Raw genomic sequence first — 302 nt, forward strand, 5'->3', positions numbered from 1 at the left:
GTATATCACCCCTATGTTTTGCCTTTTGAGCGTGAGTTTGAGTGTCGATTAGTGTCGCACCAAACAGATAGTGGAAACATACTAGCGCAGCGTTTGGGTGGCGGTGGTGCTATTAACGATACAATGGAACTCGAAGGCTATTTAGTTGGTGAGCGAGACGACAACGGCGACTTTGGATTAGAAGCTTATGAGCTTGAGCTAAGTTGTCAATTAATTGAACAAGGTAAATTATTGGCTGATTGGGGCTCGTTATTTGAGCTTGAAAAAAAGCATAACGAATATGTGTATGAGGCAACTTATTG

General features: G+C 42.1%; 1 pseudogene. It reads left to right on the plus strand.

Annotated features, from left to right (window positions below):
- Positions 1-302 (plus strand): annotated as a pseudogene (locus AAEY68_RS20820) (hypothetical protein); the annotation flags it as partial.

Origin of the sequence: Pseudoalteromonas sp. RB2-MNA-CIBAN-0110 (genome assembly GCF_040309305.1) — a bacterium.
GTDB classification, from domain to species: Bacteria; Pseudomonadota; Gammaproteobacteria; order Enterobacterales; family Alteromonadaceae; genus Pseudoalteromonas; species Pseudoalteromonas arctica.